The sequence below is a fragment of the Parapedobacter tibetensis genome (genome assembly GCF_024704835.1).
GTDB lineage: Bacteria > Bacteroidota > Bacteroidia > Sphingobacteriales > Sphingobacteriaceae > Parapedobacter > Parapedobacter tibetensis.
In genome coordinates this window covers 101,082-118,414 of the sequence record NZ_JAMXBE010000013.1, presented here as the reverse complement: position 1 = coordinate 118,414, position 17,333 = coordinate 101,082, and the positions used below count along the sequence as shown (strand labels likewise).

Annotated in this window: 20 protein-coding genes; 11 read left to right on the top strand and 9 right to left on the bottom strand. The window is 44.3% G+C overall.

Translation table 11 applies throughout. From position 1 onward, the window contains the following. Nucleotides 1-65 precede the first annotated feature (65 nt). A complete protein-coding gene (locus NF543_RS18875; protein WP_257669745.1) occupies nucleotides 66-299 on the top strand; it encodes a LysR family transcriptional regulator in 234 nt (77 codons plus the stop codon). Between the two features lie 8 nt (nucleotides 300-307). On the opposite strand, the gene NF543_RS18870 is transcribed toward NF543_RS18875, so the two are convergent. The 4 genes from NF543_RS18870 to NF543_RS18855 form a co-directional block, all read right to left on the bottom strand. Next, complete coding sequence (locus NF543_RS18870; protein WP_257957531.1) at nucleotides 308-1,138, bottom strand: nuclear transport factor 2 family protein; 831 nt, start codon at nucleotides 1,136-1,138, stop codon at nucleotides 308-310. Between the two features lie 52 nt (nucleotides 1,139-1,190). Further along, nucleotides 1,191-1,463, bottom strand: coding sequence for a hypothetical protein (locus tag NF543_RS18865; RefSeq protein WP_257669743.1), 273 nt, complete (start codon nucleotides 1,461-1,463; stop codon nucleotides 1,191-1,193). A gap of 548 nt (nucleotides 1,464-2,011) precedes the next feature. Continuing rightward, nucleotides 2,012-2,914 (bottom strand): arginase family protein, encoded by a 903-nt coding sequence (locus tag NF543_RS18860; protein ID WP_257669742.1) that lies wholly within the window; start codon nucleotides 2,912-2,914, stop codon nucleotides 2,012-2,014. A gap of 94 nt (nucleotides 2,915-3,008) precedes the next feature. Further along, nucleotides 3,009-3,350: a winged helix-turn-helix transcriptional regulator gene (locus NF543_RS18855; protein WP_257669741.1), complete on the bottom strand. Its 342-nt coding sequence runs from the start codon at nucleotides 3,348-3,350 to the stop codon at nucleotides 3,009-3,011. A gap of 79 nt (nucleotides 3,351-3,429) precedes the next feature. Between NF543_RS18855 and NF543_RS18850 the strand changes: the two genes are divergently transcribed. From NF543_RS18850 to NF543_RS18835, 4 genes are all read left to right on the top strand, one after another. After that, on the top strand, nucleotides 3,430-3,663 hold the full coding sequence (locus tag NF543_RS18850; RefSeq protein ID WP_257669740.1) for an aldo/keto reductase: 234 nt from the start codon (nucleotides 3,430-3,432) through the stop codon (nucleotides 3,661-3,663). Nucleotides 3,664-3,689: 26 nt separating this feature from the next. Beyond that, on the top strand, nucleotides 3,690-4,172 hold the full coding sequence (locus tag NF543_RS18845; RefSeq protein WP_257669739.1) for an aldo/keto reductase: 483 nt from the start codon (nucleotides 3,690-3,692) through the stop codon (nucleotides 4,170-4,172). A 93-nt stretch (nucleotides 4,173-4,265) separates the two neighbouring features. Continuing rightward, on the top strand, nucleotides 4,266-4,538 hold the full coding sequence (locus NF543_RS18840; RefSeq protein ID WP_257669738.1) for a phosphatase domain-containing protein: 273 nt from the start codon (nucleotides 4,266-4,268) through the stop codon (nucleotides 4,536-4,538). A gap of 22 nt (nucleotides 4,539-4,560) precedes the next feature. Next, complete coding sequence (locus NF543_RS18835) at nucleotides 4,561-6,102, top strand: PD-(D/E)XK nuclease domain-containing ATP-binding protein (protein ID WP_257669737.1); 1,542 nt, start codon at nucleotides 4,561-4,563, stop codon at nucleotides 6,100-6,102. 4 nt (nucleotides 6,103-6,106) lie between these two features. Here the strand turns inward: NF543_RS18835 and NF543_RS18830 are convergent, their stop codons facing one another. Continuing rightward, complete coding sequence (locus NF543_RS18830; protein ID WP_257669736.1) at nucleotides 6,107-6,685, bottom strand: DUF937 domain-containing protein; 579 nt, start codon at nucleotides 6,683-6,685, stop codon at nucleotides 6,107-6,109. A gap of 139 nt (nucleotides 6,686-6,824) precedes the next feature. On the opposite strand from NF543_RS18830, the gene NF543_RS18825 reads away from it, so the two are divergent. Further along, nucleotides 6,825-9,674, top strand: coding sequence for a family 78 glycoside hydrolase catalytic domain (locus tag NF543_RS18825; RefSeq protein WP_257669735.1), 2,850 nt, complete (start codon nucleotides 6,825-6,827; stop codon nucleotides 9,672-9,674). Nucleotides 9,675-9,775: 101 nt separating this feature from the next. On the opposite strand, the gene NF543_RS18820 is transcribed toward NF543_RS18825, so the two are convergent. The 3 genes from NF543_RS18820 to NF543_RS18810 all read right to left on the bottom strand — a co-directional run bounded on the left by NF543_RS18820 (nucleotide 9,776) and on the right by NF543_RS18810 (nucleotide 11,330). Beyond that, on the bottom strand, nucleotides 9,776-10,270 hold the full coding sequence (locus NF543_RS18820; protein ID WP_257669734.1) for an SRPBCC family protein: 495 nt from the start codon (nucleotides 10,268-10,270) through the stop codon (nucleotides 9,776-9,778). 25 nt (nucleotides 10,271-10,295) lie between these two features. Beyond that, nucleotides 10,296-10,724: an SRPBCC family protein gene (locus tag NF543_RS18815; RefSeq protein WP_257669733.1), complete on the bottom strand. Its 429-nt coding sequence runs from the start codon at nucleotides 10,722-10,724 to the stop codon at nucleotides 10,296-10,298. Between the two features lie 126 nt (nucleotides 10,725-10,850). Then, nucleotides 10,851-11,330 carry a DinB family protein gene (locus NF543_RS18810; RefSeq protein ID WP_257669732.1) on the bottom strand — a complete coding sequence of 160 codons (480 nt, stop codon included), beginning with the start codon at nucleotides 11,328-11,330 and terminating at the stop codon, nucleotides 10,851-10,853. Nucleotides 11,331-11,569: 239 nt separating this feature from the next. On the opposite strand from NF543_RS18810, the gene NF543_RS18805 reads away from it, so the two are divergent. The 5 genes from NF543_RS18805 (at nucleotide 11,570) to NF543_RS18785 (ending at nucleotide 15,997) form a co-directional block, all read left to right on the top strand. Further along, on the top strand, nucleotides 11,570-12,127 hold the full coding sequence (locus NF543_RS18805) for a GlxA family transcriptional regulator (protein WP_257669731.1): 558 nt from the start codon (nucleotides 11,570-11,572) through the stop codon (nucleotides 12,125-12,127). 211 nt (nucleotides 12,128-12,338) lie between these two features. Next, nucleotides 12,339-12,887, top strand: a complete 549-nt coding sequence (locus NF543_RS18800) for an RNA polymerase sigma factor (protein WP_257669730.1) — start codon at nucleotides 12,339-12,341, stop codon at nucleotides 12,885-12,887. Between the two features lies 1 nt (nucleotide 12,888). Continuing rightward, nucleotides 12,889-14,028, top strand: coding sequence for a hypothetical protein (locus tag NF543_RS18795; RefSeq protein WP_257669729.1), 1,140 nt, complete (start codon nucleotides 12,889-12,891; stop codon nucleotides 14,026-14,028). Nucleotides 14,029-14,117: 89 nt separating this feature from the next. Beyond that, nucleotides 14,118-14,621 carry a hypothetical protein gene (locus tag NF543_RS18790; protein WP_257669728.1) on the top strand — a complete coding sequence of 168 codons (504 nt, stop codon included), beginning with the start codon at nucleotides 14,118-14,120 and terminating at the stop codon, nucleotides 14,619-14,621. 191 nt (nucleotides 14,622-14,812) lie between these two features. Next, complete coding sequence (locus NF543_RS18785) at nucleotides 14,813-15,997, top strand: ATP-binding protein (RefSeq protein WP_257669727.1); 1,185 nt, start codon at nucleotides 14,813-14,815, stop codon at nucleotides 15,995-15,997. A 69-nt stretch (nucleotides 15,998-16,066) separates the two neighbouring features. On the opposite strand, the gene NF543_RS18780 is transcribed toward NF543_RS18785, so the two are convergent. Next, on the bottom strand, nucleotides 16,067-16,975 hold the full coding sequence (locus tag NF543_RS18780) for an AraC family transcriptional regulator (RefSeq protein ID WP_257669726.1): 909 nt from the start codon (nucleotides 16,973-16,975) through the stop codon (nucleotides 16,067-16,069). Nucleotides 16,976-17,333: the final 358 nt, after the last annotated feature.

Below are 17,333 nucleotides of genomic sequence, written 5' to 3'. Positions count from 1 at the left end.
ACAAATTCTATATTTGCAAAACGTTATTTTTCGATGAAAACAATCGATAAAACCGATTTAGAAATATGGAGCTGAGACAGATTAAATACTTCCTTAAGGCAAAGGAATTATTAAATTTTACCGAAGCTGCGAAGATTTTGAATGTCAGCCAGAGTACACTATCGCAGCAAATTAAGCAGCTTGAAAATGAATTAGATGTGCCATTGTTTAACCGAATTGGCAAACGAATACTCCTCACAGAGGTGTTGTTAGCGGTTCGTTGTTTCTTCTCATGTAGATTAAGTTTTCATCTATACTGAAGCCTTTTCTATTCTGAAATTCCATTTGGCAGAGAACCATAGTAAACCTCTACTTTTTTTATTTTGCTTGCTTTTATTTTAAAGAGTTCCGTGTTCTTAAACTTATTTCCTCTAATCGTTTCACATTCATATTGAACAAAAGCTTCATCATCTTCCTCAATAAGTCTTTCGATTTTGTAAAATTTAGCCTTTTCACTAAATGGCCAGCACTTCTTGAAATAGGTTGCCTTATCAATATCAGGGTCGTCAGGGCTGCTAAACCTAAAATCCTCACTCAATAGTTCGCCAATTGCCTTCCTGTCATTTGACTCATAAGCAGCAAAATACTTTTTAATAAGCAGTGATACTTTTTTTTCTTCCCTGTTTGTGATGGAGATATCTTCCAATGTAGTAGACGGCTTGAGAGCAGTAGAAGCTTTACCATTTTGAGTATTAAATGGTACTGAGCTATGCACATGCGTAATCATCCAACGACCATCCATTTTCTTAAAACAAGTTGTTTCACGCCACCACATGTCTAATTTCCCACCATCAACCTTGACTGCGTTCACATGGTTTAGCCTGGAACAGAAAGCTACATTTCCAGATAATTCTATTTTGAGATCGTTAATCTCATTTTCGATAGGGCCTTGAAACGTTGAGAACCACTCTTCTAATCTTTTTCTTATTGCATCTATTCCTATAAATTGTAACGGGTCTACTACATCGAATGATAGGACATCCTTATCATAATTGTTCAAAGCCTGATCAATATTCTTATCACAAACTGCCCTGATTTGTTGGTCAATTAATTTTCGAATATGGGCTTCAATTTCTGTTTGAGTACTTTCGTTTTTCATTAGGTTGATCTCGTTTATATATGATTTGTCCCTAGAACTGCTTTTGATAGCATTAACTTTTTTGTTTTTCAAGGGTTAGGTCAATAAAGTCAGTCCATTTATCATTTTCTGTCTGAATGTACCATTTACCTATAATCTTTGTGTTTTCATCATTGATTGTTCCATTAAACGTTAAACCTTTTCCTTCAATCTTGAATTCATTGTTGATTATAGAACTTTTCATTATGCCATCTTCACCTTTTGTGTTGAAGTATTGCATTTTTGCTTTGTCAATTGAGTTATCCAATTGAATAATTTCTAAAGTTTCACTTCTTTCATTACCCATCTGAACGTCTGCCTTATGCAATATATAGTTTCCGTCAAGTATCAATTCGTAACTGTCAATACCAATTAATTTCAGGTTGTCCTGACCAGACTTTATATCACCTCGAGTTTTCCAAGCTCCAATAAGTCTTTTAAAATTATTCTTATCTATNTACCAATTAATTTCAGGTTGTCCTGACCAGACTTTATATCACCTCGAGTTTTCCAAGCTCCAATAAGTCTTTTAAAATTATTCTTATCTATTTTTTTCATCTGTATATAATTTGTTTTTAAAAGGCGATGAAGCTATCAGATTTTTCACAACTGTTTACTAAATGGGTGTTCAAGAGCTCGCAAGCTCGGTTTATTCATCCCACTGTGTGATCTGAAAAATCATGATGGTTTCATTTCGTTTTGTGTTACTCCTTCTGTTTTACAATTACCGCTAACGTTCCGGGCTTGGCGCAGGCGGGGAAATCAGGGAATGTCAGCCCAACCTTTGCACTGAAGCCAAATTGAAATACAAATGTTCAGCCCCTGTTCGTCAGCCCCGCTTGCGCCAAGCCTATGTTAGCAGCTATTTTTACTTAAACCAAAAACTAAGCAGTCTGATATTTTTATTGCTATTTCGCCACTCTTGTCTAAATTGGGATTGAAAATTGTCACGCTTATGCCTGTTATTTTTCCCGTCTGCACTAATTGGTTCAGTAAATGTTCAGCCTCTTTAAAAGTTAATCCACCGGGAAGACGATAGTCTACCGCAGGGTTTTCATCGTCACTAATTACATCGGTATCAAAATGAATCCAAAAACCATCAAGATTCAACTCGTCCATGTATTTAATAACATCGTCAATCACTTTGTCTAACCCTGCTGATTTTATAGTGGCAAAGTCAAAAACATTTATGCCTGTCTTTCTAATATCCTGCGAACCGTATTCCTTTGTTTGTTCCGCATCTCTTTGCCCAATCTGAATAACATTTTTGTCTTCAACGTAAGGCTTCAAATTATCAATGTCAGTTAAAATATCAGGACCACGACCAGTAACAATTGCTAAATCCATGTCTGCAAGCTCGCCTGTGGTTGATTTGGCGGGTTCATAGAAGTCTGCATGTGCATCCAGGAAAATCAAACCAAAGTTCCCTTTTGATCTTAAACCGGGCATGATTCCGATGAGGATACTACAGTCACCACCTAAGACAAGCGGAAAATTAGATTTATCAATCTGTTCTGCAATGTAGCTCATTAATATCCTCGAGAAATCGTGTATTGCTGTCGGATTAAGGCATTTTGTTTTATGGTCTCTATGTTTATTATAACCAGCATTTAATGTAGGAACTTCAATCAGGGGCTCAACATACTTCAGTTTGTGCAGGCGACCAGTATTAAGTAAGACGTTAGCTAATTGTTCAACCCCGGTCGGTTTTAATCCCAATATGGATGGTGCTGAAATAATTTGAATTTTCTGCTTCATGGTAATTGCCAATACGATGTTAGCGGGTCGTTGCTTGTTTTTTCGGTTATTTATCTATGTACATTTTCCAATTTCTTTGTTAGCTTGACAAAAATTACTTTCCTGCAATTACTTTTCTATGGTCTTTACCCCAATAAACCATGAGTTCAATGATTGGAAATAGTGTTTCGCTATACGTTGTTAATGTATATTCCACTAACACAGGTATTTCATCATATACCTTTCTAGTAACTAGTTTGTTTTGTTCCAATAATTTCAATTCAGACGACAATACCCTGCTTGTAATAGGCGGAACATAACGTTGAATTTCCCTGAAACGGGTGCTTCCCCTCTTTATGGCCATTAAAACAGGTAGTTTCCATTTACCATTAATCACATACAACGTGTCTTGCAAATAATTAATAATCTCTTTATCAGATATTTCTCTTTCTTTCACCGGTATCCTTTTTAATACTGGTTACAAATATATACCATTTGCTTTTTACTTTTGTCACGAAATAAAATTCTTTTAAAAAATGAACAAAATAGCATATCGTGCATTAGGGGTTTGTGGAATTAACGTCACTGCAATGGGAATAGGTACACAAGCCTGGGGAAAAGGGAGTTTTGGCTATGGCTCAAAATATACCGAAAAAGATGTGTTTGAGGCATTCAAAGCAAGTTTGGATGCAGGCGTTAATTTTTTCGATACTTCGGACAGTTATGCGAAAGGGGAGTCAGAGAAACTCTTGACAAACAAGGTATTCTGATTGCTTCCAATCAAATAGGGTATAACTTGTTATTTCGTCACCCTGAAACCAATGGTCTATTAGAAACTTGTGACGAATTGAATGTAGCACCTATTGCTATTCTTCCACTGGCAGAAGGTATCTTGACGGGCAAGTACAGGGTCGGTGGTATGGATTACCCCAAAAATGTAAAGTCAATTATGAAAGTTATGCAATTAGATATATTTGGTACAGGACATCCGACTTTTTGGCTTAAAAGTCTATTTAAGAAACCTTACGAACTTGAAAGAGAGAAGCTGGAGCCGCTATTTGAACTTATGGAAGAAATTGCTTCTACTCACCAAGCTACCATAGTACAAGTAGCATTAAATTGGTTGTTAAATAGCCATCCAAAAATGATTTATATTCCCGGAGCAAAGAACTTAAAACAGGTCAGTGACAACCTCTCTTCCTTACAATGGAAAATGACCGATGATGAATTTCAACGAATAAGCAGACTTGAAAGAGAAGTTTGGAAGGCTTACAAATAAGCAGATAATGAATTTGTTAACTGTTCTGAAAAGGTGGGTGGTAAGTTTGGAAGTAGTTAAAAGTCGTTTCGTCTGCAACTGTGTTAGTATTGCATGGGCTATAAAATCCTGTTGTTATCCGGCAGGGAGGAAGTCTACCGGCCGCAGACGGAAGCTTTCCTCCAAAAGCACCATATTGGATACGATGGATTGTGGATGAGGCAGAAGAATGATTACCGGAAGGATGCGGTTATAAAAAAGGAGCTCTTCCGAGCGCATATCGATGGCCAATACCGGGTGGAGTTTGGGTTGGATGACCGCGATCAAGTGGTGGAACTATGGCGTAAGCTGTTGCCCTGTTCCCAAGTGGCGTATGGGGATTTCTGAGTAAAAGCATTATATTTGCTTCATGCGCAGGAAATATCCTATCGGTTTGCAAAGCTTCCGTAAAATACGGGAGGGGGACTATCTGTATATTGACAAAACAGAACTGATTCACGAATTGGTTACTACGGGTAACTATTATTTCCTGAGCCGGCCACGGCGATTCGGAAAGTCGCTGTTGGTGGATACGATCGATGAGTTGTTTTCCGGGAACCACAAACTGTTTGAAGGGCTCTGGATTGCCGACCATTGGGACTGGGAGCAGAAAAACCCGGTCATCCACCTACGGATAAGTCAGATCGATTACCAAAAAAGGGGATTGTATGACGCCTTATCCAGTGAACTGAATAAGGTGGCCGAAGAGATGGGACTGGATCTATTGGAGACCGACCTGAAGAGCAAATTCCGGGAACTCATTGAGAAAGCGGCCAAAAGTTTAGGGCAGGTGGTCATCCTCGTCGATGAATACGATAAACCGATTATCGATTACCTTGACGACCCCGCCAAAGTGAAAGAAAACCGTGCGGTATTCAAAAGCTTCTACTCCGTGTTAAAAGATGCGGACCGCCATATCCGCTTCCTTTTCTTGACGGGGGTGAGCCGGTTCAGCAAAGTAAGCATCTTTTCGGATTTGAACAACTTGCAGGACATCACCGTAGGCCGGATGTTCAATGCACTGGTGGGCATTACACAACAGGAGTTGGAAACCAACTTTGTGGCGGAAATCCGGAATTATGCCGATGAAATGGGTGTCCGCGAGGTGGAGCTCATCGAGAAGGTACGACAGTGGTACAACGGCTATTCCTGGGGAGGCCGTGATACACTGTATAACCCGTTTTCCTTGCTTTCCTTCATGAAAGAGGGGGAGTTTAGGAATTATTGGTTTGCCACAGGTTCACCCACGTTTTTGGTCAATGGGATACGTGCCCGTGGGGAATATGACTTTGAGCGCGTGAGTAGTACGGAACACATATTGGGCAATTTCGACCCGCTGCACATGCTTTCCATCCCGTTGCTGTTCCAAACGGGTTACTTGACTATCAAGGAATACAACCCCAATAGCCGCTTGTATGAATTAGGATACCCCAACCAGGAGGTTAAGGACAGTTTGTTGGATAACTTGCTGAGCGCCTATCGGGGCGTATATCCAGATACCTCTGCCAACGAAACCGGGGGCATCCTGTTGGCCATCCAAAATCATGACATCCCTGGGCTAATCGATGCGCTTAATGCGGTGATCGCCAGCATTCCTTACGATCATTGGCGGGCGGATACGGAATCCATATTCCACATCATTATGCTGCTTACTTTCCAGAAAGTAGGAGTAGACGTTGGTACCGAAGTACACAGCAGCAAGGGGCGTTGCGATTTACTGGTCCAGACCGACCGCTATATTTATGTCATCGAACTCAAGTTGGATGGCACGGCCGAGGAGGCATTGCAGCAGGTGCTTGATAATGGCTACCTTACACCTTATACCGCTGACTCTAGGCAAAAAACAGCAATAGGAATCAGTTTCTCATCGCAGCAACGCAACGTGGCCGACTACTCGGCCAAAGAATGTTAGTCCTTTACTTCTTCCCGAATAAGCCACCCAATAGTCCGCCGACGTCATCGACACCCAATTTACCGTCGCCATTTTGGTCGAGCATGCCACCCAAGACATTGCCACCGGATTTGCCGCCTAGCATTCCACCCAAGAGATCTTGCAGTCCGTTGCCGTCACTGACATTGTTACTACGAGTTTGTTTGCCGAGGTAACCCATGACAATAGGTGCTAGCATAGCCAGTATCTTGGACACGGTGCCGGAGGATACACCGGTTTTCCCGCTGATCCCTTGCTCAAGTGCTCCTTGCTTATTGCCTAATAGATGTTTCAGTATACCGTTACCATCTGAGGTATCGCTACTTCCCAAGAAACCTTGCAGGTTATCTAGGATGCTTCCATCGTGCTTGGAACCAATGGCGTTCAGGATACCTTGGGCACCTTCCCCGCTACTGGCATTGTTTTGCAAGGCGCCCAGCAGGGCGGGCAGGGCACTTGAAACCACCGATTGGGTCTGTTCCTCGGTAGCTCCTGTTTGTTTCGTTATGCCCGCAATGACATCTTTGCTGAGACCGCCGTTCAATAGATTCATAATATTGTCCATGGCTATAGATTTATATTTCAAGCTAATGTAGCGACTTCAATTTATAATCGGAGGATATATTTGCAATTAAATGTACTACTATAGCGTGGGTGTAACGAGAAAATATCCTTACTTTCGTTTTTATCCAGTTTAATATTTTATGATTGCCATTAACAAAGTCTTCTTGCTATTTATGGTTGTTGGTATAAATTTACCATTAACTACACCGGTATCCGCAAGATCGCAGCGCTCGGTTTCTCCTGCCCAACTTCGTTGTGAATACCTCGAAAATCCAAGAGGCATAGATGAGGCTCACCCACGGCTGGGCTGGATACTCCAGGCCACTAATAAAAATGCCTTCGGGAAACGGCAAACGGCCTACCGGATACTGGTGGCCTCCACAAATAGGTTGCTGGCCAAGGGCAAAACAGATATATGGGATAGTGGATGGGTGGAGTCGGATGAAATGCAACATATCCAATACGGTGGACAGCAGCTGCAATCTGACCGAACCTACCACTGGAAAGTGCAGGTAAAAGACGAAAATGGGGTGGCTTCGGCATGGAGCGAATCCGCCTATTGGTCCACAGGCCTGTTCGAGCAGCATGAATGGCTAGCCAAATGGATTGGAAGCGATGAATTATACGACCCGGCTGCCGCTGACAACAACATTTCGGATCCGTGGTTCCGCAAAACCGTTGAACTTAGTAAAAAGCCTGGGAAGGCCACGTTATTCCTGGCGTCGGTAGGTTATCACGAACTCTATGTAAACGGTAAACGCGTCGGGGAAGATGTACTGGCGCCAGCTGTGACCGACCATACCAAACGGGCACGATACGTGGCGTATGATATCGCCGGAGAACTTAAACGGGGAACAAACGTGATAGCCATTTGGTTAGGGACCTCATGGTCCATTTTTCCGGCGTATATCCTCCATGGCGACCGTCCGCTTACACCCATCGTAATGGCGCAGGCGGTCATTTATCGGGAACGGTTTCCGGCGGCCAATGCAACACCAATGGCGACCGTAATGACAGACAACTCATGGAAAACCCACCCCAGTCCGAATAAACTCCTTGGCAAATGGGACTTTGCGAAGATGGGGGGTGAACTGTGGGATGCCCGCAAAGAGATAACCGATTGGAACAAGATTACATGCGATGAGACGGATTGGAAAACGGCCATCGAATATCCAACTCAACTGAAGCTTTCAGCACAGCTGGTAGCACCCAACCGGTTGTTCGATGAAATCAGGCCGGTAAGCGTGGAGGCACGGCCCGATGGCTCATATCGTGTGGATATGGGGGTGAATTTTGCAGGATGGACAGCAGTCAATGTAAAGGGACAGGAGGGAGATACCGTCCGGTTCCAGTATTCCGAACGGGAACAGGATGATATGACATTCAACCTTCATAGCGCCTATATTATTGGGCCAAGTGGTAAAGGCACATTCCGCAACCGCTTCAACTACAGCTCCGGCCGGTGGATTACGATACGGGGGCTAAAAGAACAACCCGCTATCAACGACATTAAGGGATGGATGGTACGAACGAACTATCAAAACGCCACCCGATTTGAATGCTCGGATTCCCTACAAAATTGGATATACGATCGTGTACGGTGGACATTCGAAAACCTTTCTTTGGGCGGTTACATTGTAGACTGCCCCCAACGGGAGCGCATGGGGTACGGAGGCGATGCCCACGCCACGAGTGAGACCGGGATGTTCAATTACCAATTAGGCGCGTTCTATACGAAGTGGATGGAAGATTGGCGGGATGTGCAGGGCACCGAATCCATGGTAGGCAATATGCTCGATACTAACCATGCACGGAAGGTGGTGGGTAGCGGAAGGATGCTTGGCAATGGCGTCCTTCCCCATACGGCGCCTACCTATTGGGGCGGAGGTGGCCCGGCTTGGGGCGGTATTGTGGTTACCCTGCCGTGGTTTATGTACCAGCACTATGGGGATAAACAGGTGTTAGAAAAGAATTTTGGACTGATTGAAGGATGGCTCAGCTTCCTCAATTCCAACACAGAAGCTGATCTCTTGCAACGCTTCGGCGGGCAATGGGACTTTCTGGGCGACTGGCTATGGCCCAATGCCACGGCCGAGGGGATGAATAATGATAAGCCCGAAACGTTGTGTCTGAATAATGCCTATTATGTATTCAACCTGCGCACGGCGGCCAAGGTCGCCCATGTGCTGGGGCACACAACCGAGGCTGACCGATGGAATCGGCGGGCCGAGGCATCAGCCAAAGCCACGCATGCACGGTTTTTCAATGAAACAGACGACAGCTATGCAGATGGTTCGATGGCCAACCTAGCCGCGGCATTGCTGGCGGGCATCCCACCAGAAGGAATACGGGGACGGGTAATGCAGCGACTGGAGCGGGAGATCCTCCATGTGCGCCGCGGGCATATCCATACGGGCATTACCGGCGGGGCTTTGCTATTCAAGTTCCTTCGTGAGGAAGGTAGGGACGATTTGATTTACAGCATGGTATCCAAAACCACTTACCCCAGCTGGGGATACATGAAGGAACACGGAGCTACCACCATCTGGGAGATGTGGGAAAAAGACCTGCCGGGACATTCGCTGCTGCATAGTTCATACCTCTACCCCGGTGCATGGTACATTGATGGGTTGGCGGGTATCCGCAGGGATCCTGAATATCCCGGCTTCCGTCGGTTCATCATCCGTCCCCCGGCCGCAAATGCGACAGCTGTAAGCTGGGCCAAAGCGGCTTTCGATTCCCCGGCAGGAAGTATCGAATCGAAATGGTCAAGGGAAAATGGACGACTTATGCTGGAACTAACCGTGCCACCAAATAGCGTAGCCATTCTTCAGTTACGGGTCGAGGAAGCTGTAAATGTGACACCATACGACTCCATTACTGAGTTGGGGATGAAAGGGGATTTTTTACAATATGAGTTGCAATCAGGGAGCTATCGGCTGGAGGCAGATAAAAAGATGGCAGCATCAGCGATGCAGCCGGGACGCTAAACGCCTCAGGTACTTTTCGCCTCATTACTGAGCTTATCCGGAAAGGTCAGCAACTGTCTCCAGTAGACCATTGCAATTCCAAAGTTTGATTGATCATAAAACTACTTTTTCGGTAAGCCCCATTTTTCTACCAATTCGGCATTAAGTCCACCCTCTTTAGGGTTTGGCTTGCCTTTCCCTGTTGTGATTAAACTTTGTAAACTCCCTTGTATATAGCTCGTCCAAGCATCATTACAAACTTCGTAGCATTCATAGGCAGGTACTAGGCCTTCGTGAGTGAATTTCACTTTTGTTTTTTCGCCTTCTTTGACAATCTCAAAAACCAATTGCGTGTTCACCCATTCGGTTTTGTCATTGATAAAGTTGAATTCGTTCTCCAATACCTGATAAACCAATTTTTTGTCGGAAACCATTTCGACAAGTTTCAGCTTACACAAATGGATGTCTTTGTAGTGATAGAAAAATTCTCCATGGAGTTGATCGGTATTGCCTTCAATTTCTTCCGACCACCAAGCACGAAAGTTTTTTATGGCATTATAAGCCACATTCGGATTTTGGTCAACCCAAATGGTTGCCGTGAAATTTTTATTTTCCATATTTTTATTTTTGATTTTATTTGTTTTAATTTAATTTCAATTGTTTTTCCAATACGTATTGTGTCCATGCGGGAGCACAGGAATCGTAGCATTCAAATTCCGGAACCAGGCCCATATGAGTGAATACAACTTTGGTTTTGTCCTGCTCTTTGGAAATTTCGAAACAAATTTTGGTTCCTGTCCATTCGTTGGTTTTTTCGACAAAGCTGAGATTGCTTTCCGTTACCAGCCAAACCAGTTTTTTGTCGGGTACTAGTTCTACCAGCTTCTGTTTAGTATAATGCGCTCCACCACCTGCCAGGAATGTAAACTCGTCACCGGGTTTTTCTGAACTGCCTTCGAACGATTCGCCGTATAAGCCCGACCACCAACCGCGGACATTTAAGAGGGCTTTGAACACTTCGGCTGGTGTTTGATTCACCAAAATGGTGATGTTAAAATCTTTACTTTCCATGTTTTTATTTGTTTTTATTAATGTTTCTTTTGTAGAATCAGGGTTGGTTCCGTGGCTGTAACTTACAACAGACACAGAAAAACCAAAATCGATAATATTACTTCATTTTTTCGTTTTCATTTTCAATTATTTAAGTAATACAAACTGTCCTGTATGGTATTGCAGATGGGATGTTCTTGTTACGATAATATTTAATTTGTTGCGGTGTGGCTCTTTGGCAAAATCTTCGTCAGAAACAACGGTATGTTTGTCAAACCACTGTTCAGGTTTTAGGCTTTCAAATTTTTGTCTTAGCCATTCGCAATGTTTGATCCAGCATTCTCTCAGTTCTTTTGCAGAAGGAATTTCTGCAACCGCTTTATCTGGCAATTCAAAAAAGGATTGTTGCAAGTTGGGATACAATTTTTCTCCCATATCTAATAATGGAATCATTAAATCGTGAACAGCTATAAGATGACCTATTAAATAAACTCCCCTGTTTCTTTTTGGTGCAATTTCTTTTTGCAGTTGCTCATCCGTAAGCGAATTCAGCAGATCACCAAAATTTTTTATGGATGCATTCCACCTGTCTAATATCATTTTAACGGTTGTTTCTGTTGTTGTCATTTTTTTGATTTTTAATTGCTATAAAATTTATGCTGTAAATGTATTGACTAAATATCACTTGGCAAGGGTGTAAAATGGACTTTATAGCAGGTTGATTTGGACAGCCATATTTATTACCTTTACAGAAAATTCAAATCATGAAACACCTGACCATTATCGTGCCTGATGGGCAAGCATCAGGCTTGCTTAATGGGAAAAGTTGTTCTGCCCATTGGTCAGCAGTCAATACGTTCAGGAATATGTTCCCCAAGGTAAACCTACAACCTGAAAAATTAATAACAGACGAACAAGGGATTTATACAAATGGAGGGGCCTATTCCTTCCTGAATCTTATCATCTATCTTGTAGAAAAATATTTTGACAGGCAAACAGCTATCTATTATTCTAAAATATTCCAGATCGAAATGGATAGGCAAAGCCAATCTGCAGTTATCATTTTCAAAGGGCAAAAAGAACATGGGGATGAAATGGTAAAAGAAGCGCAAACTTATATTGAAAACAACTTGCATGAAAAAATACACATAGAAGATTTGTCCTCCAAATTTTCCGTCAGCAGGCGAAATTTTGACAGAAGGTTTATAAAAGCCACTGGAAATACGCCCATTGAATATGCGCAGAGAGTAAAAATTGAAGCAGCTAAAAAAGCTTTTGAAACAAACCGCAAAGCAATCAATGAAGTAATGTATGATGTCGGGTACTCGGATGTAAAAGCGTTTCGAGAGGTGTTTAAAAAAATCACGGGAATGCCGCCATTGGAATATAAAGGGAAGTACAATAATGAAGCTTTGACTTGGTAGCATAGCACGAACTGTACCATCCGAACTAATCTAAAAGCCCTGTTTTATCCACGCGTAATGTGTCAACAAGCTTATTTAAAAGCATTGTAAACTCCCAAACAAAAAAAACCAAATACCTGTAGCACCATGACTGAATTCAGTGTTTAACCAAAAAAGGTAACAGCACTATTATTTAGCTATTCAGGATCCCAACGTCAGCGTGAACATAAACATGGAGCAGTTCAGGGTGGCTATCCTGAAAAAGAAACCGCTTGACAGCCGGTTAAAGGAACGTATGTATAAGCATTTTTGGGGGTATCTCATGGGGGTTGCCATGCGCTACGTTGGCGATAAGGAAGCTGCCTGTGAAGTGGTCAATGATAGCTTCATGAAGCTGTTCAAGCATGCCGAACGATTCGAATGCCCAGAGCTTCCATCCGAATTTGAAGCGGCATTCCGGGTATGGATGGCCAGGATAACCGCCCATACAGCCCTTAACACATTGCGGAAAAGGAGGATTCTCTTTGTATACAGCGAAGACCTCACGTATTATGAGCAGCCCGGCCCGGCAGAAGACCGGTTGGAGGTGGAAGATTTCATTCGGATGCTGGACCGCTTGCCTTCGCTACACCGCGCGGTATTCAGCCTGTATGAAATCGAGGGTTACACGCATGAGGAAATCAGCCAGCTGCTGGGAATCCCCGCTGGCACAAGCAGGGGTTACCTCTCCAAAGCCAAGGAGCGGCTGCGCACATTATATAGCAGACTTCATTTAAAATAACATGGACCATCGTCAAGACAACCAGTTGCCAAAAAAACTGCGGGATGCATTGGCGCATTACGAAATTCCTTATGAGAAGGGTCGGTGGGAAGAGTTCGCCAAAAAGGTAGGGCGCCGACAACGAATCACTGCCCTGAGATGGGCTTCGATAGCCGCGGCGGTAATGCTGGCCTTCCTTCTCGTACCGACGAACCGTATGGATACCGGCAACACAACGAACGGTAGACACCTGGAGGAAGCCGTGGGTCAAAAAACTCCACGCCTTATCGCAGCACCAGTTGTTTCTGCACCATCGACTAAGGCGCACATCGCGCACGAGGCATCAGCCCCAGCCCCCCAACCCAGCTACGCCGTGCAAACCCCTAGGCACGTGCCCAACCGAGATCTGGCCGCTACGCAAACGCCTTTAAGTGCTGGATTGCCTACCGGTCAGCAGGAACATGCTAACCTCCCGGCTCGGCCAGCGCAAGATTCTTCGAGGGATCAGGAAGCGCTACTCGCGACAAATCGGTATCCCATGGAGGACGGCAACGCCACCCCAACCAAAAAACCATGGAACTTCGGTTTCGAAGTGTCGACCGCCATTACTGACAGGGCTTACTTCGGTGGCGGTGTTACGGCGATATACGCAATGTCGCCCCGCGTGTCGCTGCAAGGAGGAATCGGCTGGCAACACCTTGGCATAAATAACAGATTGGAGCAAGCGATTTCAGAATCGGAAAATAAGTTATTGACCGGAACGGAAAATCAGGTTTCGGGATTCGACATCCCGCTATCGGTAAGCTACCACATTAACGAAGGGCTATATGCCGCTGTGGGAGTTTCCTCTTTCGTCGTGCTCCGGGAGGACAAAAATTTGGTTTACCATGAGAAAGCGCTGCGTCCGGTAGAGTTTACCGACCCCCTAACAGGTGAGCCCGGAAAGCGTTATGAACTCGTGGAGTATGAGGCCCGTTACCCTGCTACTGACCGGGATTTCATGCATCCGCTGGGATTCATCCAGTTTTCGGCAGGCAAGCGAATATCCATTGGCGACAACCTGTCCTTGACCGCCGAACCCTATTTCAAATTACCTGTAGGCCAAGCTAATTCACGCAAGGGCGTACCGTATGGTGGCCTGCGATTGAAGGTCGCTTTCTAAAAAAGGAGATTTCTTGTAGCGTTGGGCAGTAAAGGTGTGTTTATACGGTTAATAACAAAAATGATTCACTAAAAATTAAAATCTAAGGCATGAAAAAAAACATGAACATCAAAGGACTTATTTCTACAGCGGTATTATTACTGGTGCTCCTTGCCGCCTGCAACAAAATAGAGAACCCTGCAATAGAAGATCCGCAGGCGCTTGACGTGAACCTATTGCGGAGCCCCAAGCTATTCGAAAGCGCCTTACGCGAGCGCGATAACGAAACGACCAACATATTCCACATCGAAAACGTCAATCGGAAAGGAGATTTCTTGGTCATTTCACTCAAAGGTGGCAGCGAGGCAGCAGATTTCAAGGTCATCTGGGATGGACAGATCCAACTGTCGTATCCCGCCACCCTGCGATTGGTCATCGTGTACGAGGGCGAGGAAGCAGCCTTCGACCCTGATGCCAAGCTGAACGTGAAGGTAGACCTACGTAAAATCGCACCTGACTATACGGATGCCGAGCAATTCATGTTTCATGTGCTGAATGGATCCATCGTGGCAAAAACCGTGTTGAATCCAAATGGCACATCCAGTAACGAATAGTCGAAGCGCCTGATGATGCATGTTCCAGACCACTTCGATGAGCTGAAGTGGTCTGGAGCATTGCATGTTGATCATCATTCAATCAATACCCATTCAACGGTTCTAACATTTGTTAACTGTTACATAAAAAATATTGTATTTACTCAATATATTGAGTACTTTTACTCAGTATATTGAGTAAATTGCAAATCATGTATGAAAGGCCTTATTTACAGGATCTTACTCGTCGAGTAAATGAGCCAAGACGATTTATCCAGGTAATCATGGGACCTCGGCAGGTCGGAAAAACGACATTGGTGACCCAACTTACGGCCGGATATGAGTATCCTTTTCATTTCGTTACGGCAGACGCTGTGCCTGCAGCGGGGGCGGCCTGGCTGGAACAGCAGTGGGAGACGGCACGGTTGATGATGAAGCAGCGCGGAACACCTGAATTCCTCTTGGTGATTGACGAAATACAGAAGATAGCGAACTGGAGCGAGACCGTCAAACTACTCTGGGATACCGATAGCCGGGAGCAGCGCAATATCAAGGTAATTCTACTGGGTTCGTCACGTCTGTTATTGCAGCAAGGGCTGACCGAGTCGCTCGCCGGCCGATTTGAGACCTCATACCTCGGGCATTGGTCTTTTGCGGAGATGCGGGATGCGTTCAGCTGGGATGTATCTACCTATGTCTGGTTTGGTGGTTATCCCGGAGCTGCTACGCTCATCGATGACGAAGATCGCTGGAAGCGGTATGTACACGATTCGTTGATCGAAACGAGTATATCTAGGGATATTCTTATGCTGACCCGTGTGGACAAGCCTGCCCTGATGAAACGGTTGTTTGAATTGGGATGCATTTATTCGGGGAAAATCATGGCCTATACCAAGATGCTTGGCCAATTGGTGGATGCAGGAAATACCACTACGTTGGCGCATTACCTTGAATTATTGAATACAGCGGGCTTGCTCAGCGGGCTGGAAAAGCACGATCCGAAGTTAGTGAGGAAACGTTCATCAAGCCCCAAGTTCCAAGTGCACAACACGGCGTTGATCAGTGCACAACGTAACGAACAATTCGACGAAGTCCGCCAGCAACCGGATGAATGGGGCCATATGGTCGAATCGGCCGTCGGGGCACACCTGATAAATGGAGCCAATACCGATGGATATCAGGTTTCTTATTGGCGAGAATCTGGCTATGAGGTGGATTTTGTATTGGAACGTAGGGGCAAGGTCATCGGTATAGAGGTCAAGAGCGGCAGCATTCAAACGGGCACCAACATGCCGGCATTCCGTAAAGCAGTAGCGCCGGATCGCGTGCTGCTGGTTGGACACTCGGGCATCCCCTGGGAGGAATTCTTGATGATCAACCCATTGGAACTTTTCTGATCGGGCCAATCGCAATATGAGTTGCAATCAAGTAGCTATCTGCTGGAGGCGGGCAAAAAGATGGCAGCATCAGCGATGCAGCCGGGACGCTAAACGCCCCAGGTACTTTTCGCGATATTTGACGGGTGAATACCCTGTTTTCTCCTTGAACAGTTTTGAAAAGTAAAAGCACGAGTCAAAACCTAAATCATAGGCCACCTCCTTAATGAGCTTATCCGGAAAGGTTAGCAACAGCTTGGCCTTTTCGATTTTGAGCTGGATGAGGTATTGACCCGGGGAGATACCGGTATATTTTTTGAATACCTTCCGGAAAAGGGAGTAACTCACCCTCAATTCATCCGATACTTCTTCGGCTGTTATCGTGGTTTCGACATTTTCGCGGAATATCACCCTGGCCTTGCTTACCAATTCGTGCATATCATCTTTATCATAACTCAGTGCATTCTCCTTGCTGATGGCATGAACAAAACCCAACAGGTGCAAGACTTCGCCTGATATGAGCGGTTGGTAACCGGTGAACTCCGTTTTCGTCCGTTCCGCTATGTCATTGAAAAAAGTAATGATTTCATCACGCAATCCGATTTGGATGACGGGTTTTTGTGGTCCGAAAATATGGTGTTTGATCAACCGGTCAATAATGGGTCCCTTGAATCCAACCCAATGTTCATTCCAACCCGTGTTTTCATTTGGCTTATAACGATGCCATTCGTCTGGAAAGAGCATGATAACAGTCCCTTCTTTTATGGCGATTTCTCCACCCGTCTTAGATTCGAATATGCCCCCGCCCTGTGTGATGTAAATCAGCTGATATTCGCTCAGCACACGTCCCTTTTCCCAATTGAAATAATAGGAGGGAGGATGGTTTGGACTTGGATAAACCGATGACAACGGGATGGTGCCAAACCCCACATTCAGTATACATAACCCCCATTTTTCATCTTCGATGCCCACGGGCAGGTATTTGTAGTATTTCTTCATGGTTAAGCGGATTTACAGCCTGTCATAATTTATATGTATAATATCAGTTTGTGTATGTTGATGTAAGATAACGAAAAATATCTTTGAACATCAAATTATTTATGGTAAAACTAAGATAGTTTTGGTGAACACGGTATAGTTTTGTTGAGCGTGTCACCTAAAAACCTAAAACATAAAAACTAAAAAATTGTGATATGCAGCAAATTTACGTTATCAACCAGTGAAATCGTTTCCCGTTGTGTCTTATAGCGTATCATTGGTTTGGTACGGACACTTCGAAGTGTAAGAACGATGGCCTCCTCCTAATTAACCAAGGGTGGCATTAGTGGACTACGTATAGCATTATACGAATGGCTTT

Excerpts from the sequence above, each read along its gene's own strand:
- NF543_RS18875 (WP_257669745.1), top strand. The coding sequence starts at position 66 with ATGGAGCTGAGACAGATTAAATACTTCCTTAAGGCAAAGGAATTATTA.
- NF543_RS18870 (WP_257957531.1), bottom strand. The coding sequence starts at position 1,138 with ATGAAAAACGAAAGTACTCAAACAGAAATTGAAGCCCATATTCGAAAA.
- NF543_RS18865 (WP_257669743.1), bottom strand. The coding sequence starts at position 1,463 with ATGGGTAATGAAAGAAGTGAAACTTTAGAAATTATTCAATTGGATAAC.
- NF543_RS18860 (WP_257669742.1), bottom strand. The coding sequence starts at position 2,914 with ATGAAGCAGAAAATTCAAATTATTTCAGCACCATCCATATTGGGATTA.
- NF543_RS18850 (WP_257669740.1), top strand. The coding sequence starts at position 3,430 with ATGAACAAAATAGCATATCGTGCATTAGGGGTTTGTGGAATTAACGTC.
- NF543_RS18840 (WP_257669738.1), top strand. The coding sequence starts at position 4,266 with ATGGGCTATAAAATCCTGTTGTTATCCGGCAGGGAGGAAGTCTACCGG.
- NF543_RS18835 (WP_257669737.1), top strand. The coding sequence starts at position 4,561 with ATGCGCAGGAAATATCCTATCGGTTTGCAAAGCTTCCGTAAAATACGG.
- NF543_RS18830 (WP_257669736.1), bottom strand. The coding sequence starts at position 6,685 with ATGGACAATATTATGAATCTATTGAACGGCGGTCTCAGCAAAGATGTC.
- NF543_RS18825 (WP_257669735.1), top strand. The coding sequence starts at position 6,825 with ATGATTGCCATTAACAAAGTCTTCTTGCTATTTATGGTTGTTGGTATA.
- NF543_RS18820 (WP_257669734.1), bottom strand. The coding sequence starts at position 10,270 with ATGGAAAATAAAAATTTCACGGCAACCATTTGGGTTGACCAAAATCCG.
- NF543_RS18815 (WP_257669733.1), bottom strand. The coding sequence starts at position 10,724 with ATGGAAAGTAAAGATTTTAACATCACCATTTTGGTGAATCAAACACCA.
- NF543_RS18810 (WP_257669732.1), bottom strand. The coding sequence starts at position 11,330 with ATGACAACAACAGAAACAACCGTTAAAATGATATTAGACAGGTGGAAT.
- NF543_RS18805 (WP_257669731.1), top strand. The coding sequence starts at position 11,570 with ATGTTCCCCAAGGTAAACCTACAACCTGAAAAATTAATAACAGACGAA.
- NF543_RS18800 (WP_257669730.1), top strand. The coding sequence starts at position 12,339 with ATGGAGCAGTTCAGGGTGGCTATCCTGAAAAAGAAACCGCTTGACAGC.
- NF543_RS18795 (WP_257669729.1), top strand. The coding sequence starts at position 12,889 with ATGGACCATCGTCAAGACAACCAGTTGCCAAAAAAACTGCGGGATGCA.
- NF543_RS18790 (WP_257669728.1), top strand. The coding sequence starts at position 14,118 with ATGAAAAAAAACATGAACATCAAAGGACTTATTTCTACAGCGGTATTA.
- NF543_RS18785 (WP_257669727.1), top strand. The coding sequence starts at position 14,813 with ATGTATGAAAGGCCTTATTTACAGGATCTTACTCGTCGAGTAAATGAG.
- NF543_RS18780 (WP_257669726.1), bottom strand. The coding sequence starts at position 16,975 with ATGAAGAAATACTACAAATACCTGCCCGTGGGCATCGAAGATGAAAAA.